This is a genomic window from Paenibacillus cymbidii (genome assembly GCF_004764705.1).
Lineage (GTDB): Bacteria > Bacillota > Bacilli > Paenibacillales > NBRC-103111 > Paenibacillus_AN > Paenibacillus_AN cymbidii.
On the sequence record NZ_SHLX01000055.1, the window covers coordinates 20,357 to 47,067 of the forward strand.

The 26,711-nt window shown below is 60.8% G+C and carries 18 protein-coding genes; 11 read left to right on the top strand and 7 right to left on the bottom strand.

Annotation, left to right across the window (positions count from 1 at the left end):
• Positions 1–3 precede the first annotated feature (3 nt).
• From EXY20_RS37640 to EXY20_RS37660, 5 genes are all read right to left on the bottom strand, one after another.
• Positions 4–852 (bottom strand): carbohydrate ABC transporter permease, encoded by an 849-nt coding sequence (locus tag EXY20_RS37640; protein ID WP_135557593.1) that lies wholly within the window; start codon positions 850–852, stop codon positions 4–6.
• Positions 846–1,763: an ABC transporter permease gene (locus EXY20_RS37645; RefSeq protein WP_235886396.1), complete on the bottom strand. Its 918-nt coding sequence runs from the start codon at positions 1,761–1,763 to the stop codon at positions 846–848. The genes EXY20_RS37640 and EXY20_RS37645 overlap by 7 nt, the downstream gene beginning before the upstream one ends.
• 74 nt (positions 1,764–1,837) lie before the next feature.
• A complete protein-coding gene (locus EXY20_RS37650; protein WP_135557594.1) occupies positions 1,838–3,403 on the bottom strand; it encodes a type 2 periplasmic-binding domain-containing protein in 1,566 nt (521 codons plus the stop codon).
• Between the two features lie 133 nt (positions 3,404–3,536).
• A complete protein-coding gene (locus tag EXY20_RS37655) occupies positions 3,537–4,913 on the bottom strand; it encodes a hypothetical protein (RefSeq protein WP_135557595.1) in 1,377 nt (458 codons plus the stop codon).
• On the bottom strand, positions 4,910–6,538 hold the full coding sequence (locus EXY20_RS37660) for a M14 family zinc carboxypeptidase (protein WP_167859797.1): 1,629 nt from the start codon (positions 6,536–6,538) through the stop codon (positions 4,910–4,912). The genes EXY20_RS37655 and EXY20_RS37660 overlap by 4 nt, the downstream gene beginning before the upstream one ends.
• Positions 6,539–7,125: 587 nt before the next feature.
• Here EXY20_RS37660 and EXY20_RS37665 point away from each other — a divergent pair.
• Positions 7,126–9,939 (top strand): cache domain-containing sensor histidine kinase, encoded by a 2,814-nt coding sequence (locus EXY20_RS37665; RefSeq protein WP_135557597.1) that lies wholly within the window; start codon positions 7,126–7,128, stop codon positions 9,937–9,939.
• A gap of 71 nt (positions 9,940–10,010) precedes the next feature.
• Positions 10,011–11,522: a response regulator gene (locus EXY20_RS37670; RefSeq protein ID WP_135557598.1), complete on the top strand. Its 1,512-nt coding sequence runs from the start codon at positions 10,011–10,013 to the stop codon at positions 11,520–11,522.
• A 17-nt stretch (positions 11,523–11,539) separates the two neighbouring features.
• On the opposite strand, the gene EXY20_RS37675 is transcribed toward EXY20_RS37670, so the two are convergent.
• The gene (locus EXY20_RS37675) at positions 11,540–12,310 is read right to left on the bottom strand and encodes a helix-turn-helix transcriptional regulator (protein ID WP_167859798.1); all 771 of its coding nucleotides are present in this window, start codon (positions 12,308–12,310) and stop codon (positions 11,540–11,542) included.
• Positions 12,311–12,476: 166 nt separating this feature from the next.
• Between EXY20_RS37675 and EXY20_RS37680 the strand changes: the two genes are divergently transcribed.
• The 7 genes from EXY20_RS37680 to EXY20_RS37710 all read left to right on the top strand — a co-directional run bounded on the left by EXY20_RS37680 (position 12,477) and on the right by EXY20_RS37710 (position 23,063).
• On the top strand, positions 12,477–13,367 hold the full coding sequence (locus tag EXY20_RS37680; protein WP_167859799.1) for a phytanoyl-CoA dioxygenase family protein: 891 nt from the start codon (positions 12,477–12,479) through the stop codon (positions 13,365–13,367).
• Between the two features lie 183 nt (positions 13,368–13,550).
• Complete coding sequence (locus tag EXY20_RS37685) at positions 13,551–17,027, top strand: hypothetical protein (RefSeq protein ID WP_135557601.1); 3,477 nt, start codon at positions 13,551–13,553, stop codon at positions 17,025–17,027.
• A gap of 140 nt (positions 17,028–17,167) precedes the next feature.
• Positions 17,168–18,622, top strand: coding sequence for an ABC transporter substrate-binding protein (locus tag EXY20_RS37690; protein ID WP_135557602.1), 1,455 nt, complete (start codon positions 17,168–17,170; stop codon positions 18,620–18,622).
• Between the two features lie 135 nt (positions 18,623–18,757).
• Positions 18,758–19,645 carry a carbohydrate ABC transporter permease gene (locus EXY20_RS37695; protein ID WP_167859800.1) on the top strand — a complete coding sequence of 296 codons (888 nt, stop codon included), beginning with the start codon at positions 18,758–18,760 and terminating at the stop codon, positions 19,643–19,645.
• Between the two features lie 15 nt (positions 19,646–19,660).
• The gene (locus tag EXY20_RS37700; RefSeq protein ID WP_135557604.1) at positions 19,661–20,506 is read left to right on the top strand and encodes a carbohydrate ABC transporter permease; all 846 of its coding nucleotides are present in this window, start codon (positions 19,661–19,663) and stop codon (positions 20,504–20,506) included.
• A gap of 26 nt (positions 20,507–20,532) precedes the next feature.
• Positions 20,533–21,984 carry a hypothetical protein gene (locus EXY20_RS37705; protein ID WP_135557605.1) on the top strand — a complete coding sequence of 484 codons (1,452 nt, stop codon included), beginning with the start codon at positions 20,533–20,535 and terminating at the stop codon, positions 21,982–21,984.
• A gap of 92 nt (positions 21,985–22,076) precedes the next feature.
• Positions 22,077–23,063: a Gfo/Idh/MocA family protein gene (locus EXY20_RS37710; RefSeq protein ID WP_135557606.1), complete on the top strand. Its 987-nt coding sequence runs from the start codon at positions 22,077–22,079 to the stop codon at positions 23,061–23,063.
• Positions 23,064–23,084: 21 nt separating this feature from the next.
• On the opposite strand, the gene EXY20_RS37715 is transcribed toward EXY20_RS37710, so the two are convergent.
• The gene (locus EXY20_RS37715; RefSeq protein ID WP_167859801.1) at positions 23,085–23,735 is read right to left on the bottom strand and encodes a YIP1 family protein; all 651 of its coding nucleotides are present in this window, start codon (positions 23,733–23,735) and stop codon (positions 23,085–23,087) included.
• A gap of 215 nt (positions 23,736–23,950) precedes the next feature.
• Between EXY20_RS37715 and secG the strand changes: the two genes are divergently transcribed.
• Together secG and rnr are read left to right on the top strand one after the other, a co-directional pair.
• The gene (gene secG / locus EXY20_RS37720; RefSeq protein WP_135557608.1) at positions 23,951–24,190 is read left to right on the top strand and encodes a preprotein translocase subunit SecG; all 240 of its coding nucleotides are present in this window, start codon (positions 23,951–23,953) and stop codon (positions 24,188–24,190) included.
• 115 nt (positions 24,191–24,305) lie between these two features.
• On the top strand, positions 24,306–26,711 hold a 2,406-nt coding region (rnr, locus tag EXY20_RS37725), incomplete at its 3' end, for a ribonuclease R (RefSeq protein ID WP_135557609.1).

Sequence of the window (26,711 nt, forward strand, 5' to 3'; positions counted from 1 at the left end):
CCTTCATTCCTTGACCGCGCCGAGCATGACTCCTTGTATGAAATATCTTTGCACAAACGGGTACAGCAGCACAATGGGAAAAATGGTCACCAGCAGCGTCGACACTTTGATCGATTCCGGCGTCATCCGGCCCGCGGTGTCCATGCTCATCCATTCATTGACCGCCGACGCCTCCATCACGATGTTGCGGAGCAGCACCTGCATCGTCCACATGTCGCTGCGGCGGATGTACAGCAGCACGTTGAACCATTCGTTCCAGTGGTACACGGCGTAGAACAGCGCAATCGTCGCCAGCACCGGCGTCGACAACGGCAGCACTACTTTGCGCAGCACGGCATAGTCGCTCGCGCCGTCGATGCGGGCCGACTCCTCCAGCGCCGGGGGAATCGCCATAAAAAAATTGCGCAGCAAAATCACATTGTACGCGCTGACCAGCGCCGGCAAAATCATCGCCCAAATCGAGTTGATCAGCCCGTACGACGTCACCGTGATGTACGTGGGGATGAGTCCGCCGTGAAACACCATCGTAATGACGATGTACAGCATCATCGCCTTGCGCCCCGGCAGCTGTTTTTTCGACAAGCTGTACGCCAGCGGAATCGAAACGAGCATGTTGCATACGGTACCGAGCACGGTCCGCAGCACCGACATCCGGAAGGACGCCACGATTTTGCCGCTGGATCGAAAAAGGAACTCATAAGCGCCGAACGAGACGCCGGACAACGACATGTTGCGCACGAGCGTTTCGTTCGTAAGCGACACGGCCAGCAAATAGAGGAACGGCAGCGCGATCGAGGCGACGAGCAGCGACAAGGCGGCATAAATCGCGGTTCGGGAGAGCGGCGTTACCATAAATTTTCCGCCTCCAGACGTCTGGCCAGCGCATTCGCGGAGACGATCAGCGCCATCGCGATCACCGATTTGAACATGCCGACCGCCGTGGCGAAGCTGAAATTGGACGTCACCAGCCCTTCCCGGTACACGTAGGTGTCGATAATGTCCGCCGTGGCGTACACCGAGGGCGAATACAGCAGAAAAATTTGCTCGAACCCGGCGTCAAGCAGCCCGCCCACGTTCAGGATGAACAGCACGCTGATGACGTTCGTGATCGAAGGGAGGGTGACGTGCCGAACCTGCTTCCAGCGCGACGCCCCGTCGATCATCGCCGATTCGTACAGCTCCGGATTGATGCCGCTGATCGCCGCCAAATAGATGATGCTGGACCAGCCGATTTCTTTCCAGATCGAACTGCCGACCAGAATGCCGCGGAAAAAATCGTTCGAGCTCAGCGCGTAAAAGCCTTCGCGGTAACCGAACCACTCGAGCACGCTGCCGGCAATGCCGAACGACGGCGACGCCAGCAAATAAATCATGCTCGACACGATCACCCACGAAATGAAGTGCGGGAGATACGAAACGGTTTGCACGATGCGGCGGAACACGCGGTTCTTTACCTCGTTGATGAGCAGCGCCAGCACGATCGGCGCCGGAAACCCGAACGCCAGTTTCAGCAAACTGATGACGATGGTGTTCGTAAACACGCGGACGAAGAAGTAGGAGCCGAAGAACTTCTCGAAGTGCTCCAGCCCGACCCACGGCGATGTAAAAATGCCGGCCAGCCCGTCGATCGGGGAATAGTCCTTGAACGAAATGACGACGCCGACCATCGGAACGTAATGAAACAGCAAGTAGTAGACAAGTCCCGGTAGCGCCATCAGGTAGAAGGCCCGGTGCTTGCCGAGCCGCAATATGCCTCTTGCCAAGGGGCTTCTCCTCCGTTGCCGTTATGATGCGCGCCGAGCATAAAGACGGGCGTCTCTATGCTCGGCGCGACGGCTCATTTTCCCGCTTTTTTGTAAATCTCGTTCTTCTCCTTGATGATGTCGTCCATGCCCATCTTGCGCCACTTCGTCAGGAACTCGTCCCAGGCCGATACCGGCAGCTCGCCGGTGGCGATGCGGATGAACGTCTCCAGCTTGGCGGCGTCGAGCGTCGCCTTGTTCTTCTGCACCGACGGCAGGATCAGCTCGTTCAGGTTAAGCGCCTGGTCGAGCGGCGTGTAGTTGGTCAGCTTGCGCATTTTGCGCAGGTTCTCGTAGTAGTAGTCCCAGTACGGCCCTTCCGTCTCTTCGACGAAGTTGTCGATGTCGAGGAATTCGAACGCGCCGACGGCGAACTCTTGCGCGGGATCGACTTTGTCGATTACCTTGATTTTATTTTTGGCCTTGTCCGTGTAGTCGTACATGATGCCCGGCAGGCCGCGCCGCGAAATCGTCGTGTTTTCGATGCTGGTTGCGATCCAGTCGTAGACGCGGATGGCGGCTTCGGCGTTTTTGGCCTTGGCGCTGATGACCTTGAACCCGCCCGGCTGGCGAATCGCGGCGACGCCGTTCGCGTACTTCTGCGACAGGGCCGTCGGCTCGTAGGCGTACTTCGGCGCCAGCTTGATCAGGTTGTCGTATTGCCCGTTATCCCGGCCGTACGAGCCGATCGTTGCGCCGACCAGGTCCTGCCCGATGAACTCCTTCAGCTTCGTTGCCCCGCCGTCGGCCGTAATCGCATACGTTTCGGGATGGACGAGCTTCTCCTTGTACCAATTTTGCAGCGTTTGCAAATACGTCTTGTAGTCCGGGTCCATCTCCGGCGGCAGGTAGGTGCCGTCCGCGCTTTTCCACCAGGAGACGCCGTTCTTCAGGAAACCGCCCAGCAGCGCCTGGTCGGCGCGCGTCGCTTCGATGAAGATCGGGTACAGCTCGCCTTTTTTGGTCGCGTTGCTCGGGTTGAGCTGCTTGATCGCCCGCATCGCTTTTTCGAAATCGTCGATCGTCTGCGGCACCGGCAGCTTGACGGCGGCGAGCCAGTCGGCGCGAATGTACGGCACGTTCGGGAACATGAACGCTTCGTTCGGGATGGCGTATATTTTGCCGTCGTCGCCCTTGGTCCAGTCCCACAGATCGGGGCGGATGTTTTTCTTCAGGTTGGCGCCGTATTTGGCCAGCAGGTCGTCGAGCGGCATGAGCAGCCCCTTGGAGCGGGCGCTGTTGAAATCGCTTGCAGTTAAGCCGACGGAATCGACCTTCTCTCCCGATGCGATCATCAGGTTGAATGTTTGCGCCGCGTTTTCGGCGAATTTCAGCTCGATGCCGGCGCCGGTCTTGTCTTTGATATAGTCGGAGACTTTCTTGAGGCCCGGCTTCTCGAACGTTGGGGCGGTGATGAAGACGGCGGAGCCGAAATCTTTTTTCTCTTCGGTTTTGGCCGGCGAGCCAGTCGCTGCCGCGCTCGTGGCTGCAGGTGCGGACGATGCGGGTTTGTCGGCGTCCTTGCTCGACGAGCAGCCGACGACGGCAGCGGCAAGCAGGCCGATTGCGGCGGCAGGAGCCGCCCATTTGGTCACATGCATGTGATCCCTTCCCCTCTGTGGATGTGAAACGTCGCTGTGTGATAGTAACGATAGCAAATTCTCGCGCCGCGCTCCATACAAACCTGTTGCGAAAATACAACGGGCTTGCGTTTGGCTGCCGTTCGGCGGCGCGTTATGCGTCTGCCGGCGCGGTTCGCAGCGCGAACAGGTCGGCGTCCTTCAGCTCAAAGCGGAACCGGACTGTGCGGCCGATCCACGGCGTCAGATCGGCGCCGTTTCGCCACTCTACGAGGCCGTCCGCGGTGTCGCCGTACAGCGGCTCCATGTCGGAGAGACGGTAGCCGTCGACCGGCTGGCCGGAGGCGTCCAGCAGCTCCGCGCGGATCGAGCCGGCGGCGGACGTGGCGAAGTTCAGCAGCAGTCTGCTGCCGGCGAACGTCAGCGGGCGCGTGACGAACGTGCCGCCGTCGTAGTCGGCGTGAACGGATGCGAAGCCGTGTTTGCGGACGGAGACGCGCCGCAGCCGCATGTCGTCCCAGCGGTAATGCTCCGTCACGTAGAACGACAGCCGGCCGGGCTCGGCCGCCAGCTCTGCGGCGCCGAACGCCGCCATGCCGCTGCGGTCGGTCCAGTTGCGCCGGTCCGGTCCGGGGCGCAGCCACGCCTCGCGGAAGCTGCGGTCCCAGCGGACGCCGTCGCGGCTCGTCATGAACAACGTGTCGCTGACGCCCGGGTGGGCGTGTTCGGCGATCAGCTGCCGCTCCGGCACGAAGCGCATCGGGAACGACACGTACAGCTGCTCCGCGCCCGGGCACGGGATCGTCGAATTGGTGTAAAAATGTTCCTCGGGCGCGTCCGCCGCGTACTCGTTCCGCCGCTGCGGGCCCCAGGCGAGGAAGTCCACGGATTCGGCGCTCTGGATCGCGCGCAGGCGGCCGTCGTGGAAGTAGCGGTTGTAGCAGCGGTATCGTTTGTTAGTGTCGTCCCAGAAGGCGACATTATGCGAATCGAAGCCGCCGTCCGTCATGACCGGCCCCTCCTGCATATAGCGCCAGTGCACGCCGTCGGCGGACGCGAGCGCGAACAGCTCGCCGACGTTGAGCCGCGCCGGCCCGGTGCCGACGCCGCCGACCGCCTTGTATCGCGCATCGCTGCCGGCCGCCTGCGACCGGTCGAGGAACGGCGCGAAGTTATGCGCCGCCACGCCGCGCAGGATGATGTTGTTGCGGTTGCTGCCGCCGAACGGGTGCAACCCAAGCTCGGGACGGACGAAATGAATGCCGTCCGCACTTTCGGCGTAGCAGGTCGTCTGCTCGGCATGGCTGTCTTCGCCGGGGCAGTAGCCGCGGTAATACAGCCGGATCCGGTCTTCGTCCTGGATGACGGAGAAGTAGCCGCTCGTCGGCCCTTCCCAGGGGCGGTCCGGCACGAAGACGACTTCCTTGCGCTCGGGCGGGTGCAGCTTCAGCCGCAGCGCCGCCATTTCGTCGATCAGCCAATCGTCGACGAACGGTTCGACGCGCGTCCCGATCGATACCGGCGGCTTCACGGGCTGTCCGCCTCCTTCACCGGCGCGCCGTCCTGCTTGGCGAGCGGCCGGATCGGCCCGACCGACCCGCCGAGGAGCAGCCGCTCCGGGTTCGGCGGGTTCGCGGGATCGAAGACGCCTTCCAGCCGCACGTCGACGGGATCGTACGCCACCGTCACGACGGACAGCTCGCTGTCCGCTCCCGGCGGCACGTTCACCTGCACGATCGTCCAGCAGCCGTCTTTCCACGCGACATACCCATCGGTTTCCGATTCGGCCAGCCGGTTGCCGTTCAGCGATACGTCCTGCAGCACCGCGTGCGGATAGGGAATACGCAGCTTGAACGCGATGCCGTGGCGGATGGCGCTGTCGCGGTTTGTGTCCGGCTCGTTCCCGGACGGAAGCGGGATGACGCGCGAGGCGTCGGTCAGCGCTTCCTCCTTCGTGCGCTGCAGGTCGAGCGCCAGGTACAGCCCCGGGTCCGGGTCCATGAACGCGCGCAGCCGCTGCGTGTCGAAGCCGGCGCGTCCGTCCAGCCTGCCGATGAAGTCCCGGATCGGCTGTCCGAATGCCCGCTCGAACACGGCGCGATCCGTCTCCCGCGACGTGCTGCATACATACATCAGCCTCCCGGGAAGCTCAGGATGCATCAGGCCGGTCGTGAAGCCGCCGATTTTGTCCCATAGCTCCACGCGGCTGCGGCGGCGCTGCCCCGGCGTGGCGCCATACGCTGTCACCGAGTGGAACAGCCCGCCGTTCATGCCCCGGTTCGGGTAACCGGGGTAATATTCGAGCGGCGCCCGTTCGGTGCCGATCTCGAGCAGCCGGCGCATGCGCAGAAATCCGCTTTCCTCGAACGCGACCTCGATCGACATCACCATGGCATGGTACTTGTTGTACGCGTAGATGCCCTGGTTGCAGCCTTCCTTGACGTTCTGGAAGTGGTGCCGCCATTTGGCGTCCCGGCAGACGGCGTCCGTCGGCAGCAGCCGCTGCCGGTCGTCTTCGCTGTCCTGCGGATAACCGGCCGCTTCCGCTGCCGCGCGAATGTCGTCGACGATGCGGCGGTTGAAGCTTTTGTACAGGCCGAACGCGGAGACGCTGATCGTTTCGACCATGATCTGCCCGGCGCTCCAGACGCCGTGGCTGTCGAACAGCACGTCCGGCTCGTAGCGGTCGATCGCCTGCCGCACGGCTTCCGCCTCCGGGTACAGCTCCGGATCGCTGACGCCTTCGAACGACCACGGCGCCTGATAAGGGTCGCCGGCCTTTTCGTTGCGGAACTGGTAGTTGATATCCGCTTTCTCGTACGAGAACGGATTCGGACACGGAATGAGCACGACGACCAGCTTGCGCAAAATGTCCCGCGCTTTCGGATCGTCCGAAAGCAGCCATTTGCCGAGCGTCAGCACCGCGTTCCCGCCGGAAATTTCCATTCCGGTATGCATGGCCGTGATGAGCACCACGTCTTTGTGCTCGGCATCGATGCTGCGGTCCGTCAGCTCCGCCAGCCAAATGTCGTGCCCGCCGCTGCGGCCGATCGCCCGCACGTCGGCGTATTGCGGCCGGCTGCGTTGCCATTCGGCCAGCAGGGCGGCGATTTCCCGCAGCGACAGTCGGCTGCGGATGGGCAAAATGTTTTCCAAACCGGCACTCCTCCCCAATCGATCGTTGGTGCGAACCCCTTGCTTGTTACGGCAAACCTGCAAAAAAGTATGTGTGCCGCATCCCTCCTCCCGAATGCCCTTGAGTATAGCAGCGGACTCTCGAGCGCCGATATACAAACTATAATCGCGGATACAACAATGCTGCGGTTGCAAAAGCGGCTAACCCCGCTTGGCGGCCACGACTGGCGCTGCGGCGAACAAAATAGGCCATGAAAAATGGCCTATTGTCCTCATTTCGCCTGCTTCGTCGAAAATAACCAGTAAAAACACTGGTTATTTGCTCCAAATGACGCCAATCCGGGCAGCTTGACGCGAATAGCCAGTGAAATCGCTGGCTATTTCGTCGCGACTCCCCATTTTTAGCGAAATAGGCCATAAAAGGTGGCTTATTTCGCCGCCCTCCCCGCTCGAACCGATGGAGTGAACCGGCATACAGTCGGTTTTGTACCACAGAAGTCGGAATTCGACCTGTAAACGGCCGGGCGGTTGTACTTTAATGAGAATAGGCAATGGTATAATGGGAGCAGCGAAGCGGCGACGTTCGGCAGCGGGTGGGGGGAAGCGGATTGTGGAGCAAAATCAAGCATAAGCTGACCCTGTACGCAGCGGCGGTGTCGCTGCTTTGTTTTCTCGTCACCAGCTTGTTTTTTTACTCGTACTCGGCGCGGATCGTTACCGACAATGCCAAGCACACGAACCGGGACCAACTGGAATCGGTGCGCCGCAATATGGATCTCGTGCTCGGCCGCATCGAAAGCGAAGTGCTGCTTCTGGAAGCGAACCCGGTCGTGCACCGGCTGCTGGACGGCGGCGGGGAGACGGACCCGGAAGCGCGGAACCGGCTGGCCATCGCGCTGGGCGGGGCGCTGAACGATGTGGTGCTCAAGCGCAACAAGGAGATCGACTACCTCGAAATCATTCCGCGGGACCGGCAAGCCCTGTACCGCTTGTCGACGGGCGACGCTTACGCCAACAACTACACGTATGCCCGGCTCGAGGAGCTGCTGCAGGGCAAAGACTCGGCATGGATCGACCGCAACAACGCCGCGCCTCGAACGGACGGGGCGCAAGCGGCGCCAACGGACGGCAAGATGATGATGGCCAAACGGATTACGGACCGGCAAACCGGCGAGAGCCGGGGCTATATCGTCGTCTACGTCCGCAGCGGGATCTGGAACGAGCTGCTTGCCGGCATTCGCATCAATTTGCAAATCCATTCCGCCCAAGGAAGTGTGCTGTTCCAATACGGACAAACGGAAGCGGCGGCCGACCCGGCGCGCATCGGCGCGAACGACGGCCTCTGGTCAGCGGACAGCGGCGGCTTCACGCTGGCCGGGAATCGCGGGCGGGCGATTGTCGCCTACGCCACTTCGGCCTACACGTCCTGGAAAATCGTCAGCATCATGAGCACCGACAAGCTGCTGGCGGAAATCAGCGCGCTCCGCAACCTCATTTTTCTGGTGGGGGTAAGCTGCTTCCTCAGCTCCATCATCCTGTCCCTGTTCGTTTCCTACCGCTACACGACACCGCTGCACCGCATCGAGCTGATTGTGGGCAGCATTCGCAAAGGCAAAGGCGATTTCTCCCAACGCATAGACACGACGCGTTCGCTTCGCCATCTGCTGCCCGGCAGCATACCGGGAATCGTGCTGATGTACACGGTCATCATCACGGTTCCGATTCTCCTGTCGGTGCTCGTGCTGAACCATCGTTCGGCCGAGACGATCGAGCGGCAATCGATCACGTATTATCGCAACAAGCTGGAGCTCGCCGCGCAGAAGATCGATATCGGCTTGCAGAACGACAACCAGTGGCTGGACTATTTGTTCGGCGAAAAAGAATTGAACACCGCCATGGCGGCCTTCGCCAATGGCGACATCGACGAAACGGAGCTGGGCGGGCGGGTGCAGCGGATTGCGGGCAAAATCGAAGAGATCGCCTCCGGCAGCGTCGGCCTGACGCTGCTCGACCCGGAAGGCAAGCCCGTTTATTCCGGCGGATGCCGGCAGCCGCTGCTGAAGGAACAGTTGGGCAGCGTCCTGTCGGAGCGGAACGCGACGCGATGGATAAGCGTGGTGCAGGGCTGCGGCACGTATTACCTCAATTTCGGCAAACGGCTGATCGCGCTGGAGAATTACGGCAATATCGCTTTTTTCGATTCCCTCGGCTACATTGCGCTGCATGTCAACGAGCTGTCCGTCGAACGGGCGTACAACATGGGGAAGCAGGAGCCGGACATGCGCGTTTATTTGATCGACGAAACAGGAAAGGTGGTTTCCCATCCGGACAAGCTGCTGGTGGGAGGGGAAATGCGCGAGCCGGCCCGGGAGCGTATTCTCGGCACGAGCGGCGGCGGCTATTTTTTCGATGAGACGGACGGGGACGAACTGCTGGTCGTGCACAGCAAGCTCGCAACGGCCGATTGGCGCATCGTGGGCGAAGTGCCGACGGCTGCGCTTGCGGCGTCCATGGGCTGGCCGCGGCGCGTTTCCTACGGGCTGGTGGCCGCCAATCTGGCGTTCATCGTGGCCGCGATCTACTGGTTCATCCATCGCATGAACCGCCGGTTCCGCCAGATCAATCTGGCGATGGCGGATGCCGCCGGGGGGAATACGGCGGTGCGGATTGCGCTGCGCACGGGGGACGAAATCGAACGGCTGGCCGAAGGGTTCAACATGATGATGGCCCAGCTGTCGGAGCTGATCGAGGACAATTACCGCCAGGGCATTCGCCGCAAGGAAGCGGAAATGAACGCGCTGCAGGCGCAGATCAACCCGCATTTCCTGTACAACACGCTCGAATCGATCAACTGGGAAGCGATGATGATGACGGGCGGGGCCAACAAGGTGAGCGGGATGGTGACCGCGCTGTCCGACCTGCTGCGGCTCAGCATCAGCAAAGGCAAGGAGATCGTGCTGTTCGAAGACGAGATTAACCACGTGAAAAACTATTTGTTCATCCAGAAGGAGCGCTACAGCGACAAATTCGACGTGGAGTGGGACATCGATCCGCGGCTGTACGGCTATCGTACGCTGAAGCTGATTTTGCAGCCGCTGGTGGAGAATGCGATCTACCACGGCATCGAGCTGAAGCACGACCGCGGCCTGATCCGGATCAACGGGTCGATCCGGCCCGACTATTTGCTGGTCGAAATCATCGACGACGGCTTGGGCATGTCCCCGGAACAGCTGGACGCGGTTCGGCTGTCCCTTCACGACACGGACCCCGAGCCGGGCAGAGGGATCGGCATCCACAACGTCAACGAACGAATCCAGCTCTACTGCGGCAAGGCGTACGGCATCACCATCTACAGCGAACAAGGCGCAGGGACGCGGATCGAGGTGCGGCTCCCGCCGCATATCGGCGAGAACGAACGGTAACGCGGCAGAAAGAAGAAGCCAGCTAGCATGCGAGCAAGGTTCAGGCAGCCAGCCCAAGGAGGTGTCCGCAAATGTACAACGTGATGATCGTGGACGACGAGGACAAAATTCGCCGGGGGATTCGCACGATCGTCCCCTGGCCGGAGCTCGGCTTCGCCGTGCAGGGCGATGCGGCCAGCGCGATGGAAGCGCTGAAGCGGATGGAGGCGGAAGGACCTCCGGACGTCGTGCTGACCGATATCCGCATGCCGCTCATGGACGGCATCGCGCTGCTCGAGCAGATCAAGCTGCGGTACGAAGGCGTCGAAGTGATGATTCTCAGCGGCTACGACTATTTCGAATACGCGCAGAAGGCGCTGGAGCTCGGCGCGTTCGATTATATCCTGAAGCCGACCAAGCTGCCGGAGCTTACGGCGAAGTTCCGCAGGCTGAAGGAAACGCTCGACCGGCGCAACCGGGACAGGCGGCTGATCGAACGGGGCGCGAGCGAGGAGCGGGAGCGGACCGTGCGGAACTTGCTGTTCGGGCCGGAGGAAGCCGCAACGGACGCGGTGGAAGCGCTTTCCACACGCGATCCGTTCGTTCTCGTCATTCAGCTCCAAGGCTTCCCCGACGACAACACGATCGCCGAAGCGAAGCGGCTGCTCGCCGGCGAAATGGACCGGCGGGGGATGCTGCCTCCCGTCGCCGACGAATCGCGCCGCCTGGCAGTAGTGGGCGCAGATGAACAGGCGACCCGGCTTGCCGGGGAGCTGCTGCAAGTGCTGCAGCAGGCGGGGCTTCGCGCCGCGATCGGAATCGGCGACCAGGCGGCCGGCCGGGGCGGCGTGCGGGACGCCTACCGGGAAGCGGCGGCTGCCGCAAGCAGAAGCTTCTTCCGCGGCTTCGGCGCCGTTATTCCTTACGACCCGCGGTTCGCGGACAACGAACGGCCGGCTTACCCGCAGGAAGCGGAGAAACGGCTGGCCGAAGCGGTCGATCGCGGCGACCGGGCGGCCGTTTCCCGGGCGATCGGCGAGCTGTTCGCCACGGCGTTCGATAACGAGCGGCTCGAGCCGGAGCAGGTTCGCGCGATTTGCCTTGAGCTGGTGCTGCTGCTGTCGCGCCACTTCAAAAGCTTGTCCGAACGCATCGTCGAGCTGTTCGATGAGGACCGGCTGCTGCACGCCAGGCTGGCGGAATTCGAGACGCTGGCGCAGCTGAAGGACGGGCTGCTCGCCAGCTTCACGCTCGTGATCGACTGTGTGCTCGACAGCCGCGACAACAGCCACAGCCGCATCGTCAAGGCGATTCGGCAAATCGTCGCCGAACGGTACCGCGAACCGCTTTCGCTGCAGACGATTGCGCATTCGCTGTTCATGAACCCGGACTATGTCAGCCGGTTGTTCCGCAAGGAAACCGGTCTTGGCTTCGTCGACTATTTGAACGAATACCGGATCGAACGGGCGAAGGAGCTGCTGAACGACATTACGGTCAAAAGCTACGAGGTCGGCTACTGGGTGGGGTATCAGAATCCGAATTATTTTTCGAAAATATTCAAGAAAGTAACGGGGAAATCGGTCACCGACTACCGGGGAGGATGAACGGGCATGCCCTCGCGCTACCTTGCTTTGGAAGGCGGCAAACCCATGTATTGCTTGAATTGGCGGCTGAAGAAATAGACGTCCGGATAGCCGAGCGCATCGGCGACTTCGGCGACGTTCATGCTGCTCTGCTTGAGCAAATAGTCGGCCCGCTCCATCCGCACCTTGATGATGTACGACTCGACCGATTGCCCGTACAGCTCCTTGAACTTTTTGCCGAAATAGCCGGCGGAGTAGTTGGCCCTTTGCGCCAATTCGTTGATTTTATGCCGTCTGGCCGGATACTGGTGAATGTAACGGACCACCTCGGCCATCGCCTGTATGGCGGTGAACTGCCGGACCGGCTGCATGTCCTCGCGGACCAGGTGCAGCAGAAGCTGCATCAGAATCCATTTGGCCTCCCATTCGCTGCCGTACATCTTGCTCCGCATCTGCGAGACGTACCGGTCGAGCAAATAGCCGAAATGGGTCGATTCGTGGATGTTCCGGTAATGATCCGGGACCGACTGCGGCTCCGCAAGCAGCGCAAAATGCAAATAAGTCACGAGAATCGGCTTCGCCGGATTGTGCGTGCCGGAGATGTAATCGCCGGGGCGAATCAGCAGGCAGCTTCCGCCGGACACCGGGAAGCGCGTGTCGTTCAGCGTGATGGCCCCTTCTCCCTCCCAAATGTACCACAGGTCGTAATCCCGGATCGGCCCGACGCGATTCAAGTTCCAACTTGGCTCGAGTTGGGTTTTTTCGAATTCGCGCTTCAGCAGCACATGATCGAGATTCAGCTCCAGCATGCGGCGGCACCTCCCCGATACCCCGATATACGAAATCGTGCAAATTCGTCTCGTTATCGTCCATTCGTTCATGACCATCATACAAGTAAGATGAAATGGCCGCCAGACCCAATCGTGGCGACGGCGCGCGACAAGGAGACGAGAGGGAAAGAGGAGGAGGATGCGCATGCAACCGTTAACGTGGGATGAAACGAATCGCGAAGCGCTGCTGAAGGAGATTGGCGAACGGTTTGACACGCAGGGGTACGTCATTATTCGGCAGTTTTTCGATCAGGCGCTGATCGAACAGGTGAAGCTTGTGTGCAGCGAGAAGGTGGACGCGCTTGCGGACAAGCTGAAAGCGAACGGCGTCGTCGAGGACGCGATGGAGCGGGAGCCGTTCGACAAGCGGCTGTACCGGCTGTTCAAGGACCGGATGGACCTCGCGCCAAAATCGTTTGACCACACGCTGCACGTGGCCGAGCTGTACGAACTGTTTTTCAACCGCAAGCTGCTTGATGTGATGGCTTGTTTCCTCGGCGAAGAGCTCCGCCTGTATCCGAACTACACGGTGCGGCCGAAGTTTCCGCTCTGGGAAGGGACGCATGTGCTCTGGCACCAGGACGGCGGCTATACCAAACGCAAAAGCCAGCATGTGGACAGCGGCACCGAGGTGGACACGTTCCGGATGATTAACGTGTGGGCGCCGCTGGTGCCGGCGACCAAACAGAACGGCTGCATGCAGTTCATCCCCGGCAGCCACAAGCTGGGCGTCGTCGAGCACGTGGACAAGGAGCCGTATATCGAAATCGTCGCCTCCGTGCTTGCGCCGCTGCTGAAGGACGCCGTCGATATCGAAGTCGATCCCGGCGACATCGTGCTGTTCAACAACCTGATGTTCCATTACGGGCAGCCGAACACGTCGGACCGCATCCGCTGGAGCGTGGACTGGCGCTACCAGGACGCGACGCAGCCGACGAACCGGTGGACGCGCGGCCACATCGCCCGCAGCCGGCTCGAACCGTTCGCAGTCGTGCAGAGCGCAACCGAGTGGGAGAAGCTGTGCAGCTGGCACTAGGTGAAGCGTAGGTTCCAGGCAAAAGCCATCCCCGCCGATCGACGGCGCGTGGTGGCTTTTGCCGTGCCGCGGGCGATCCGGTCGGTTCTGCGAATCAAAGGTCGGTTCTGACGATGTCCATGGCGAAATCGATATGCTTTAATGGGGGTGTCTCATCATTCGAACGAAGAGGGGGAACGATTCGTGTACAGAACGATGCGGGGAATAGCGATTGCGGCGATGGCGCTCGCGATGTTCGGCGCAGCGACGAACGTCCGGGCGGCGGACACCAGCCTGGACGAGCTGCTGGTTCAGGACCAGGCCGTCAACAACGGCCTGGGGTATTCGGAATCGCCGATCGGCGGGGATTTGGCCTGGGGCGATTCTTACTTCATGGAAGCTTACCAGAATGCGTACGATGCGACCGGAGACACCAAGTGGCTGGACAAAATCGTCGAACACGCCGACCGGATTATCGCCGGCGCGCAGGACATCAACGGCGACGGTTATGAAGGCTGGTCGGACGGAGGAACGGCCCACTGGCTGCTGAAAAATACGGACTTCGCCGCTGCGGGTGGCGCCTCCTCGTCGCCTGAGCTGATCGTCAACGGCGGCTTCGAAACGGACGCGGACGCGAACGGCATTCCCGACGGGTGGACGCCGGGCGTCAATTCGGCCAAGTCGCAGCGTTCGACGGCGGCGCCGGACGTATTCGCCGGCAGCGCCGGCGCAACCGTCGAACTGGACGGGACGAACGCGAACTGGCTGGTGCAGACGATCACCGGCCTCGCCGGCGGCAAAACATATGCGGTCAGCGCCTACAGCGGCGTGGAAACCGAACAGGCCAACGGGCTTATCCAGGTGTACAACGCTACCACCTCGCAGGTGCTTGCTTTTGCCCGGGTGCACCATCTGAATTACGAGCAATTCCCGTTCCAGTTCACGGCGCCGTCCAGCGGCACGATCCAGCTGCGGCTGGGGCTCGAGGGCACGGACGTGGCGGGGCTGAAAGCCCGCTTCGACAACGTCAGCGTGAAGCTGGCGGACGCGCCCGGTCCGGAGCTCGTCAACAACCGCGGCATGGAAATCGTCGATCCCGGGGACGCGACGCTGCCGCAAAGCTGGACGAGGTTTCCCGTTTCCACCTCCGCCAATGTCTATTTGGCATCAGGCATCAACAACTGGCACAGCGGCACGTACGGGCTGCGAGTGAAGAGCAGCGGGTCCGCTTTTCAGGGAATCTACCAGCATTTGACCTACACGCCGAACCAGAAGTACGTCGTTACCTTCAACGGAAGAGTATCCGATCCGAACTACAGGGGACGGGTGCAGCTGTTGAACGCGACAACCAACACCCCAATTGTAACCAAAGAGTTTGCCGATACGCGCTGGACCCGCTATGCGTTTGAATTTGCGGCGCCGGCAACGGCCGGGCAGGATCTGCAGCTCGTTGTGTACCACAACAGCGCGCCGAACGGATTCGAAGTGACGGTGGACACCTTCTCGATCCGTTCGATCGTGCAGACGGAAGCGGGGGGCTGGACGCGCAGCGCCACGACGCCGCTTGGCAACGCCCACCGCACGAACGACCCCGACGCCTACCCGAACGGCGACTGGGGCATGGAGCTTGTCCACGACGGCACGAACGATCCGCTGATCGGTCAGCGGATTCTGAATTACGAACCGTCCGTTCCGCACGCTTTCGAAATTCGTACGGCGCTTTCCCCGGGTGCGACGGGCGGCATGCGCATCCGCGACGTCACGGCCGGCGCCGTTATTGCCGCGAAGACGTTCAACACAAGCGGCTCGCAGCTGCTCGACTTCACGACGCCGGCCGACCCGACGCACGAGCTTCAGGCCGAAGTGTACATGACATCGGGCACAGCCGGGCAAACGATGCAAGTATATTACGCCAAACAAGTGCTGGCACCGATCACGGAACACTTCCATTACGACGGCCGGATCGGCGCGCCGATTGTCGAATTCGTGCGCACCGTTTACCAGGATGCTCGCCTGCACGCCAAGTACAAGGCGATTGCCGACGGCTATCTGGCGTTTGCCGCCGACAACCTGTTCCGCAAGTGGGACAATATCTGGGTGCAGCTGACCGGCACCGACGGCCAGGATAACGGCACCGGCATTTACCTGCTGCCTTCCGGCAACGACACGGAATGGTTCCCGACCCGCAGCGAGGTGCACAACCACTACAACGTTTACGTCACTTTGCTTTATAACCTGTATGCGGCCACCGAAGGCATTCCCGCCTATGCGGCGGAACGGCCTTACTACTTGAGCCGGGCGAACGATTTGATGCGTACGTTCAAAAGCCATCTGCGTACGAATACGATTGACAGCGGCGCGTACGAATGGAACTATTGGGACAATCTCGGCAGCTGGGACGACGGCTTGTATGTCAATTACGCGCAGTATTCCGACGATCTGTCGCATGCGGCCGCCAACCTGCCTGCTGTGCTCGCCGCTTACCGCGAAGGATTCGTCATGGGCGGCAGCGACATCGACAAGTTCGCCCGCACGTTCACCAACGTGCTCTGGAACGGCAGCCTGACGCAGCCGGTGCTGTCCTGGTACCTGAATCGCACGCCGTATCATCGCGACGACGTGCTGCGCACGTATTTATTCCATCATTGGGTCGATCTCAGCCCGTTCAACCGGGAAGTATGGGACATTGCGAACGCGATTTGCCGCACGGACATCTGTACGGTATATCCCGCTTCCGGCGTGTTCAAGGGCAGCCCGAACAAAACGTCGAATCCCGGCTTCGAGCTGGCGTCGACAACCGACGCCACTTTGCCGGCCGGCTGGGACCGCTGGTTGTCTACGGCCAGCACCGCCTTTGTCTCCGGGACATCGCCCTACGCGGGCAAACATGTTGCGGTGCTGCGTACCGACGGCGCCGCCGTACAAGGGCTGGAGCAGAAGTTGACCGGCTACGAGCCGCAAACGGCATACACTGTTGCGTTCTCGGGCATAACGGACGGTACGGTTAGCGGCACCGTCGAGGCGTACGATGTGACGGCGGGTTCGACGCTCAGCAGCCGCACGTTTGCGAATACTGCTTGGGCGGACGACACGTTTGCTTTCGTGACGCCGCCAGCCGGGCATGATGTGCGCATTCGCCTGCATCCTGCCTCTAGCGCGCCGGCGGGTGCGGAGGTTCAGTTCGACGAAGTGCGGGCCTTGCCGGCGCTGGCCGATTCCGATCTGCCGAACGGCGGCTTCGAGACGGCCGACCTGTACGATGCGGCCCTGCCGCGCTACTGGAAGCGCAACGGGGGCAATACGACAGCGGAGGTCAAGCTGGACGCGGCGGACAAGAGCGCCGGGACATCGGCGCTTCATGTGACGTCCAGCGCGTCGGCGGCGATCAAGTTCCTCTACTACGAGTGGAAAGGCTACGTGCCGAACGCCTCCTATACGATGTCGTTTGCCGGCAAGGTGGCCGGGGCGGGAACGACCGGACGGGTGCGGGTAACGGACCTGACGGCCGGCGTCGACTTGACTTCGCGCACGTTTACGAACACGTCCTGGGCTGCCCAGTCCGTCACCTTCACGGCGCCTTCCGCGCCGGATCACGTGCTGCGCATCATGGCGACGGTCGACAATTCCACGACCGCGGGGCATGAAGCCTGGTTCGACGAAATGGGCGTCGTCCTGAACTGAGAAGTCGGAATCGCACAGCAAAGATCAGATCCGGCGATGTACGGCCCGGACCGGAAGCGCTTAAATAGAAGACGGGTGCACCGCAAGGCGCACCGAAGCGCGAATCGCGAATTGAAGATGCGTAAAGGAGAGGTTGCCGAATGAGACAGAGGAAAGGGTGGTTGGCCGCCTGGCTGATCGTTGGCTTGCTGGCGATGCTGGTCGCAGGCTGCTCCGGCAAGAGCGACAAGACGACAGGGCAGACCGTCGCCAGCGCAACGCCGACCCAGACGAACAAGGCGGACACGTCGGACAAGTCGGACAAGTCGGACAAGAAAGTGAATCTCAGGCTGTATACCGTGTCGGCGCTGGACAAGGACGAGTTCGACCGGATCCTCCCGGAATGGAACAAGCTGCACCCGAACATCGGCGTCGAACTGGTCGTGCTGACCGGCGCGGACTCCTGGGACAAAATCCGCATCGGCATCGCCGGAGGAGAGAAGATCGACATCGCGATCATGGAGCGCGATACGTTCCGCGACAAGGCTTCGAAGATGTATTTGAAGCTGAACGACCTGATGAAGAAGGACAACTTGAACTACTTGCAAGAGTTCGGCGCATACGGCAGAGCGACGATGATCGGCGACGACATTTACGGCATCGCCAAGATCCTCTCCCCGAGCGTCGTCATTTACAACCAGTCCGTGCTGGATAAGGCCGGCGTACCGCTCCCGGACGAAAACACATGGACGTTCGACGACTACTTCAACTGGATCGCCAAGCTGACGCAGAAGTCGGCCGACGGCAAGTCGACGGTTTTCGGCGGGATGCACTGGCAGGGAGCGCTGAAAGGCATTCTCGATCTTGCCATTTACGGCGGCTGGGACATCGTGACGGCCGACGGCAAGCCGAACATAAACAGCCCGATTCTGAAAAAGGCGGCGGACCTGTACTACAAGGCGATTTTCACCGATAAATCGATGCCGTCGAACGCCGACGTCAACGCCACCAAATTGAATGCCGTCTATGGCACGCTGTCCGGCGAACTCGGTTCCACGCTCGCCGCCTCCAACAACATGCTGGGGCTGGACGACTGGAAGGTAACCGGACAAATGACGCAGGAGGCCGACGACAAGAACTGGATCCGCATGGCGAAGATGCCGCGGTGGGACGCCTCCAGCCCGGCCAACCAGATCACGACGATCGTCACGGGTTATTCCATTACGAAGACGTCGGAGCATCCGGACGAAGCGTATCAGTTCCTCAAGTGGTACACCACCAAGGGGCTGGAGCTTTCGGCCAAGGTGGCCAAACGGATTCCCGCCTGGACCAAGGCGGACAGCAAGCAGCTGTTCCAGGACTGGCGCTTCTATAAGGACAAAAACGGGACGCCTGTGGAAGGAAAGAGCCGGAACGAGATGTACAAGAAGATCGTCGATCCGGCGCAGGTGGCGATTTTCCCCAAATACAGAGCGGATTATGAATATTCGTCCCGCATGCTGGAGGAACTGACGAAAGAGCTGACGCTGGTGCTGGCGGACGAGAAGAAGGTCGAACCGGCGCTGGCCGACGCGCAGAAGGCGGCGCAAGCCATCTACGACAAAGAGAAGAAGTAAGGGAGACATCCCGGTTGTGTGAACGGACGGATGAGGGCTTGCTTCCTGCCGAAGCTCGTGCGGTACACCGCGGAGCGGAAGGTGCAAGTCCTCGCCCGCGTTCGAACCGGGCATCCCGGGGAAGGAGGGCCCGCCATGTCTCGCGGGCGATGGAGAGAGCACGCGGCCGGCTATTTGTTCATCCTGCCGAATCTGGTCGGCTTCGGCATCTTTACGGTGTATGGCGTGTTGTTTTCGCTGACGATCAGCTTCACGGACTGGGATATGCTGTCCGGCTGGAGCGACATCCGTTTTATCGGCTGGGCCAATTACCGCGACAGCTTGCACGACCCGTGGTTCAGGGAGTCGCTGCTCAACAATTTGTTTTTCGTGCTGTTCATTCCGGTGCAGATGCTGCTGGCGCTCGTATGCGCGTCCATCCTCAACATCAAGTTTTTCGGCCGCAATCTGGTGCGCAGCGTCGTTTATTTGCCTTACATCACCAGCTTCGTCGCCATCTCGCTCATCTGGTTTCAACTGCTTCATCCGACGCAAGGCGTGGTCAACCAGTTTCTGTTCGGCCTCGGGTTCGAGCATCCGCCCAAATGGTTCGGCAGCAGCGTCTGGGTGAAGCCCGCCGTACTGCTCATGCTGACCTGGCAGGGGCTCGGCTACAAAATTTTGCTCTATTCCGCCGGCCTGCAGGGCATTTCCAAAGATTTGTACGAAGCCGCCGAAGTGGACGGCGCATCCGCAGCGCAGCGCTTCTTCCGCATCACGCTGCCGATGATTTCGCCGGTGTCGTTCTTTATCCTGATTATTTCCATGATCGACACGTTCATGATGTGGTCGCAGATCCAGATCCTCACCGAAGGCGGTCCCGGCACCGCAAGCACGGTGATCGGCTATTACATTTTCAAGGCGGCTTTCGTCCATAGCCAAATGGGCTACGCCTCCGCGATGGCCTGGGTGCTGTTCGTCATCATACTGGTCATTACGCTGCTGCAATGGCGCGGACAGAAGAAGTGGGTCAATTATATGTAGCGGGAGGAGACAACTGTGCGCAACGCAAAAAAATGGGGCACGCTCCTGCGCATCGTATTTTCGTACGGGTTGGCGGCATCGATGATTTTCCCGTTCCTGTGGATGGTGTCCACCTCGTTCAAGACGGACGCCCAGGTATTCCGCTATCCAATCGAATGGATTCCGCACCCGCTCGTTTGGGACGGTTATATATATGTCTGGAAACGATCGTTGATCGGCGTTTCGTTCGCGCTTTTCTACTGGAATTCGGTCAAGGTGGCGGCGATCGTCCTGTTCGGCACATTCCTGTCGTGCTCCATGGCGGCGTATGCCTATGCCAAAATCAAATTCGCCGGCCGCAACGCCCTGTTCCTGATCAAACTGGCGACGATGATGATCCCGTTCCAGGTCGTGATGCTGCCGACTTTTATTCTGTACAAACAGTTCGGCTTGCTCAACACCCATATGGCCTTGTGGCTGCCGGCTTTCTTCGGCGGTACGTTCGGCACGTTTCTGCTGCGGCAGTTTTTCCTGTCGGTGCCGGATGAGCTGGCCGAGGCGGCGCGAATGGACGGCGCGGGGCACGCCACGATTTATTGGCGCGTGCTGCTGCCCTTGACCAAGCCGGCGCTTGTTACGCTGCTGGTACTGACCTTCGTCGGCACTTGGAACAACTACGAGGCGCCGCTGCTGTACATTCGCACCGCCACGCTCTATACGATTCCGATCGGCTTGAAGGTCATGTCGGACGACATCGAACACATGAACTACCCGGGCATCATGGCCGGAGTCGTCAGCTCCGTGATTCCGATTTTGTTTCTGTTCGTGTTTACGCAGAAATATTTTGTACAGGGCATGAATTATTCGGGCATTAAAGGATAAACGCGGCGAAGCGGGAGGGGAAAAGCATGAGTTTACGCGCGGGAGTAGGCGCAAGCGATTTGACGACAAGCGCCGAAGGCGTGCGGATTCACGATCCGCTGCTGGCCAAGGCGCTGGTGCTGGACGACGGCGGCACCCGGCTCGTCATTCTGGCGCTGGATGCGCTGGCGATCGGCGGCGGGCTGGGGGATATCCCGGACAGCTTCCTGCCGAGGCTGCGGGAACGGATCGAAAGCGAGCTGGGCATACCCGGCGGCCATGTGCTGGTCAACGCGTCGCACACTCATCCCCAGGGGCGGCTGCTCTGCGAGGATGACGAGCAGGTCGAGCGATCGTTCGCAGCGGTTCGGCAAGCATGTCTGCATATGACGGAAGTGAAAGTTGGCGCAGGCTTCGGCCATGAGGACCGAATCAGCGTCAATCGCAACCTGATTATGAAGGACGGCCGGCACGGGGCCATTCGTTATGCCCACCCGTGCCCGCCGGACGAAGAAGTGGCCGATACGGGGCCGATCGATCCGGCGATCGGGGTGCTGCGGTTCGATGGGCTGGACGGCCGACCGTTTGCGGTCGTGTACAACTTCGCTTGCCATCTGCTGATCGGCGTTCCGGACCGGGGCGTCACCGCCAACATGATCGGCTTCGCCTCGCGGACGATCGAAGAGAACCTCGGGCATGGCGCGATGGCGTTGTTTCTGCAGGGCGCTTGCGGGGATATCGTCGAGCTTCATTTTAAAGATGTTCACCGCCCCCGCAACTGCGAAACGGCCGGCGTCATGCTTGGCTTGAGCACCTTGCGCGCCGTTCGCGCCATCGCAACGAAGCCGGACGCCGACCTCGGCGTGCTCTCCGAAACGATTCGGCTGCCGCGCCGGACGGACATAACCGCCCGGATCGAGGCCCGGCTGCGGGAGCAGGAGGAACTGGTGGCGTCGCTGCGCCGGACGGCGCTCAATTTCAAGTCGTTCCTGCCGTTGTATCTGAAATACGCGCTTTCCCCCGACTACCCGGCGGACTATGCCTACCGCTACATGCAGGAGGCCAAAATCGGCTCCATCGAACTGACCTCGATGGACGCTCACAACCGGGGCAATCTGGCGCGTTACGTCGCGAACATCCGCACCATGGAGCAATTGATCCACATCCAGGAGGATATCGCCACGATGAAGGTTCATCAGGCGCTGAACGAGGCGGCGGGCGAGCCTGACATCCCGGCCGAGGTGCAAGCCATAAGGATCGGCGATTGTGCGATCGTCACCGCCCCGGCCGAATTGCTGGTGGAAGTCGGTTTGCAGTTGAAGCAGGTGTCGCCGCATCCGTTTACGTTCGTCGCCGCTTTTACCAACGGGTATATGCACTACGCGCCGCCTGTCGACCACTACGACAAGGGCGGGTACGAAGTAATGGAATGTTTGCTCGCCCCGGAATGGCGGCAGTTGTATGACGACAAGGCGCTCGAGCTGATGCGACGGCTGTAGAGATAAACCAGCTCCAAACACATGGAGCAACGAGGAGGTTAGCGCATGTTCAAGTCGACCGTGTTTCCTTACGACCGCATCGCGGCTTCGCGATGAGCGCGGCGCCCCTGCGGGTCGGCGTCGTCGGGCTCGGCCATATCGGGCAGAACATTTTGCTGCCCAACCTGTGCCGCTGGCCGGACGTCGCCGTCCGCGCCATCTGCGACGTGCAGCCGTACCGGCTGCATGTCAACCGGGCGAAGTTCGGCGTCGCGCGCGGTTATGCGGATGCGGAGGAGCTGCTTGACGCGGAGCCGCTGGATGCCGTATTCGTCGCCGTCCCGCCCAAATACACGTGCGAGCTGGCCATTGCCGCGCTCCGGCGCGGGATTCCCGTGTATGCGGAGAAGCCGCCCGGTCTCGACCGGGCGGAAGCGGAGCGAATCGCCGCAGCCGCAAGCGCCGGCGGCGTTCCTTGGCTGGCGGCGTTCAACCGCAGGCACATGCCGGTCGTCGGCCACATTCGCCGGCTGCTGGCCGAGCTGCCGCCCGTATGGCACGCCACGGCGGAGTTCAACAAGTACGAACCGATCGATTTTCCGGGTATGTTCGGCATAACGCCCCTTGAGGCGACCATCGTCCATTCCCTTGACATGCTCCGTTTTTTGCTCGGCGAAGTGACGCATGTGCAGAGCATGATCCGCCGCGACGACTCCACCTACGCCAACGGTTATCAGGCGGCGCTGGAATTCGCTTCCGGCGCGACGGGACTGCTGAGCTCGCATTGGTTGTCCGGGGCCCGGGTGGAGCGCTATTCGTTTCACGGCCACGGCTATTCGCTTTACGCTTCGCTGCCGGACGAAGTCGTGCTGTATCGCGACAACGTGCTTGCGTCGACCTTCAAGCCGCAGCCGGAGCCGGTGGGCGGCGTGGCCGGGGAGCAGCTGAAAGGCTACGCGTACGGATTTCCGCAGCAGATGCGTTATTTTCTCGACTCGCTTCGGGCGGGAACGATGCCCCAGCCGGCAGGAGCGGACGCGGTGGCGACCATGGAACTGGTCGGCAAAGTGGCGGCGGGGCGGTTGGTGGGAGCGTTGTAGGCGTCGGGAATGGCGCGCGGCTCAGCTTGCCATCGAATAAACGACCGTGACGACCGCGATGAGCATGACAATAATCACACCGGGAATAAGCATGCTCAGAAACGCTTTGACAGCGGAGAAACGATGCGCTTCGCCGATCGCTTTCCATGCGATAATCAGGATCCAGATGCCGAGTACAAGGTTGATTACAGCGAACAGGAACTCCAGGCGGTCGCGGAACGAATAGAGGTCGAACATCGAGTCGCCGGCCCCCACCTCTTTCCCGAGCGCAAGCAACTGCAGCAGCCACAACAATCCGAGCAGGATCGCCGGTGCGTTGACCCCGCGGGTCAAAGCGACGCGAAGATCGGCACTGGTGCCTTGCCCACCCAGCCATTTGCCCGTTACCTTCAGCACGACGCTGGCGAGGTAATAGAAGAGGAAACCGACCGTGCAGGCGGTTAAGACCGATATCGGAAGCAGTTCGCCGATACCGGTTTTGCCGCCGATGCCTTTTTCCAAGGCTCTTTGCAGGATGTTGAACGTGCCGGCGATCATGCAGATCGCCACCGAATGCCGCAGCGGCTGTGCGGAATCCAGAAACTGACGAATCGTATAACGCGGCCTGAACCAGACGAGCAGCCAGGGCCTCCAATCTTCCGAGCGGGGGCGGGCTTGCAATTCTGTCTCCATGCGATTCTCCTTATATGGGATAGGAATGGAATTTTCGACTAAATTATAGCAGGAAATAAGGAAAAATAGGGTGCTCGTGGTAAAATATTTTGTTCGCGCGATGCCGCATCGGCCGGCTTCTGTCATACCGGTTGCTCATCGTCCTACTGGTTGTCTTTTGCATCCGGGCGTGTTATAATACCCTTACTGTCTTCATGATTGTAGGAGGGTTTACGATGGAAGTCTTGTTTAAAATCCTGCTCGTTATTGCCTCGATCGGCTTGATTACAGCGGTTCTGCTGCAAAAAGGGAAAAGCGCCGGACTTGCCGGAGCGATCTCGGGCGGTGCGGAGCATTTGTTCGGCAAACAGAAGGCGCGCGGTCTCGACCTGCTTTTGTCCCGGGTAACGACCGGGTTTGCGATTGCGTTCATTTTGCTCGCCGTGTTAGTGGCTTATGCGGTGAATAAGCTTTAACTTCATGAACAAACGCCTGCAGCAGGGGACCGTCCCTGCTGCTTTTTGTTTGGCTGCGGGGTGTGTTTCGGAAGACGGGAAACGGTGAATAATAACCATAAAGAAGGTGGCGATGATGATCGAAGAACAAGAATTGCTCGAATTTATGCGGGAAACGGCATACAAGCCGATGACCTATGGCGAGCTGGAGAAACATTTTCGAATTGAGGGAGCGGCGGACTTCAAGGAGTTCCTCAAGCTGCTCAATCGATTGGAGCAAGAAGGGAAAGTCGTCCGTACGCGCTCGGAGCGCTACGGCATACCGGAGCGGATGAACCTGCTGCGCGGCAAGCTGCAAGCGCATGCCAAGGGGTTCGGCTTCCTGCTGCCGGACGACAAGGATCACCCCGACGTGTACATACATGCGAACGACATGGGGTCGGCGATGAACGGGGATACCGTGCTCGTGCGCATCACGGCCAAAAGCCAGGGAGGCGGCCGGTTCGAAGGCGAAGTCGCACGTGTTGTGGGGCGGGCGGTGACGCAGGTCGTGGGGCTGTTCCGCAGCCACGAAGGGTTCGGCTTCGTCGAGCCGGACGACAAACGGATCGGGCGGGACATCCTGATCCCGCAGTCGGCGTTCCTCGGCGCGGTTGACGGGCAGAAGGTCGTCGTGCGTATCCTGACGTACCCGGAAGGCAGGGCGGCGGCGCAAGGCGAAGTGATCGAAATTCTCGGGCACAAGGACGACCCGGGCGTCGACATTATCAGCATCATCCGCAAATTCCAGCTGCCGGAAGCATTTAACGACGAAGTGATGGCGGAAGCCGAAGCCGTCCCGGACAAAATCAGCGCCAAAGAGCGCAAAGGCCGTCGCGACCTGCGGGCGAAACGGATCGTGACGATCGACGGCGAAGATGCCAAAGATTTGGACGACGCGGTCAACGTCGAGAAGCTGCCGAACGGCAACTACCTGCTCGGCGTGCATATTGCGGATGTCAGCTACTACGTGCGCGAAAATTCGGCGCTCGACCGTGAGGCCTACGCGCGCGGCTGCAGCGTGTATTTGGTCGATCGGGTCATTCCGATGCTGCCGCACCGGCTGTCGAACGGCATCTGCAGCTTGAATCCGAAGGTGGAGCGGCTGACGATGTCGTGCGAGATGGAGATCGACGCGAACGCCAACGTTGTGAACCACGACGTGTTCACCAGCGTGATCAAAACGACCGAACGGATGACCTACACCAATGTCCGCAAAATTTTGGCCGATGAAGATCCGGAGGTAATGAAGAAATATGCGGCGCTGGTCGACGACTTCAAGCTGATGGAAGAGTTGGCGATGAAGCTGCGGGCGAAACGGATGCAGCGCGGCGCGATCGACTTCGACTTCCAGGAGTCGAAAATTCTCGTCGACGAGAACGGCAAACCGACCGATATCGTCAAAAGAGAGCGTTCGATCGCCGAACAAATCATCGAAGAATTCATGCTGAAGGCTAACGAGACGGTGGCGGAGCATTTTCATTATATGAAAGTGCCGTTCCTGTACCGTATCCACGAAAATCCGGACGCCGAGAAACTGTTCAACTTCATGGAATTCATTACGAACTTCGGCTACGTGGTCAAAGGCAAGGGCAATACCGTACACCCGCGCGCCCTGCAGGCGTTGCTCGAAGAGATCAAGGGCACGAAAGAAGAAACTGTCATCAGCACCGTGCTGCTGCGATCGATGAAGCAGGCGCGTTACGAAGCGGAAGCGCTCGGCCATTTCGGCCTGGCGGCCGACTTTTACTCGCACTTCACGTCGCCGATCCGGCGCTATCCCGACCTGATCATCCATCGCGTCATGCGCGAGGTGCTTGAGGCGGGTACGCTGTCGGCGCAGCGGGTCGACTACTTGGGCGGGCGTATGCCGGACATTGCCCGGCAGTCGTCGGAGCGCGAGCGGGTGGCGGTCGAAGCGGAGCGGGAGACCAATGCACTGAAGAAGGCCGAATTCATGCTGGACAAAATCGGCGAAGAATTCGACGGCATCATCAGCAGCGTGACCAACTTCGGCATGTTCGTTGAGCTGCATAACACTGTCGAAGGCTTGATCCGGTTGAGCGATCTGTCGGACGACTACTATCACTACCATGAGCGGCAGCATGCGCTGATCGGCGAGCGCACCTCCAAGGTGTACCGGATCGGCGACGAAGTGAAAGTGCGCGTGGCCCGGGTCAAAATCGACGAACACGAAATCGACTTCGAGATGGTCGACATGAAGCCGCGCGGCCAGTTCGTCAGCTTCGTCGGCGGCTCGCGCGGGCGCGATCGCGCCGGCGCGGGCGCGGGGCGTGGCGAGCGCAGCGGCGGCCGCGGACGGGGCGGCATCGCGCTCGGCGACGGCAGCAGCCGTGGCGGCGAAGGCGGCGAGTGGAGCAATCGCCCGCCGGGCGCGGGTGGCGAGCGCAAGCGCGGAGCCGGCGGGCGGCGCAAGGGCGCAGCCGCAGCGGGGCCGCGCGGCAAGCTCGGGCGCGGCGCGAAGCCGGGCGGCGGCAGCAAG

Coding starts and splice junctions, on each gene's coding strand:
- EXY20_RS37640 (WP_135557593.1), bottom strand. CDS start 852: ATGGTAACGCCGCTCTCCCGAACCGCGATTTATGCCGCCTTGTCGCTG.
- EXY20_RS37650 (WP_135557594.1), bottom strand. CDS start 3,403: ATGCATGTGACCAAATGGGCGGCTCCTGCCGCCGCAATCGGCCTGCTT.
- EXY20_RS37670 (WP_135557598.1), top strand. CDS start 10,011: ATGTACAACGTGATGATCGTGGACGACGAGGACAAAATTCGCCGGGGG.
- EXY20_RS37675 (WP_167859798.1), bottom strand. CDS start 12,310: ATGCTGGAGCTGAATCTCGATCATGTGCTGCTGAAGCGCGAATTCGAA.
- EXY20_RS37680 (WP_167859799.1), top strand. CDS start 12,477: ATGCAACCGTTAACGTGGGATGAAACGAATCGCGAAGCGCTGCTGAAG.
- EXY20_RS37690 (WP_135557602.1), top strand. CDS start 17,168: ATGAGACAGAGGAAAGGGTGGTTGGCCGCCTGGCTGATCGTTGGCTTG.
- EXY20_RS37695 (WP_167859800.1), top strand. CDS start 18,758: ATGTCTCGCGGGCGATGGAGAGAGCACGCGGCCGGCTATTTGTTCATC.
- EXY20_RS37705 (WP_135557605.1), top strand. CDS start 20,533: ATGAGTTTACGCGCGGGAGTAGGCGCAAGCGATTTGACGACAAGCGCC.
- EXY20_RS37710 (WP_135557606.1), top strand. CDS start 22,077: ATGAGCGCGGCGCCCCTGCGGGTCGGCGTCGTCGGGCTCGGCCATATC.
- EXY20_RS37715 (WP_167859801.1), bottom strand. CDS start 23,735: ATGGAGACAGAATTGCAAGCCCGCCCCCGCTCGGAAGATTGGAGGCCC.
- secG (WP_135557608.1), top strand. CDS start 23,951: ATGGAAGTCTTGTTTAAAATCCTGCTCGTTATTGCCTCGATCGGCTTG.